Here is a 384-nt window from a genome sequence, read left to right on the forward strand (position 1 = left end):
GCCTTGGCTCGTTCCTGCGCGACGGCGTCAGCGCTTCATTCGAAAAGCGCGGGCTTGCCGGCCAATGCGTCGGCCTCGGCTCGCTGTTCAAGGTTCATTTCACGTCGCATCCCGTCACGGATTACCGCTCCATCTATCCCGGCCAGGCCGAGCGCAAGAAATTCGACGCCTTCCACAAGGGCCTGCTCAGCCGTGGCGTGCTCTCCGCCAGCTACGGCCTGTTCGCGCTGTCGACGCCGATGACCGGGGAAGATGCCGGCGCCATCCTTCATGCGATCGACGAGACCTTGGGCGAGATCGCCGCGCAATCCTGATCGAGGAGAACCGTGAATGACAGCTTCTCCTCATGTCGTGGTGATCGGCGCGGGCACACTGGGCATGTGC

At 63.5% G+C, this 384-nt stretch carries 1 pseudogene; it reads left to right on the plus strand.

From position 1 onward, the window contains the following. Positions 1 to 314, plus strand: a pseudogene (locus tag EOD07_RS37445) (aspartate aminotransferase family protein); the annotation flags it as partial. Positions 315 to 384 lie beyond the last annotated feature (70 nt).

The sequence above is a fragment of the Mesorhizobium sp. M2C.T.Ca.TU.002.02.1.1 genome (genome assembly GCF_003997225.1).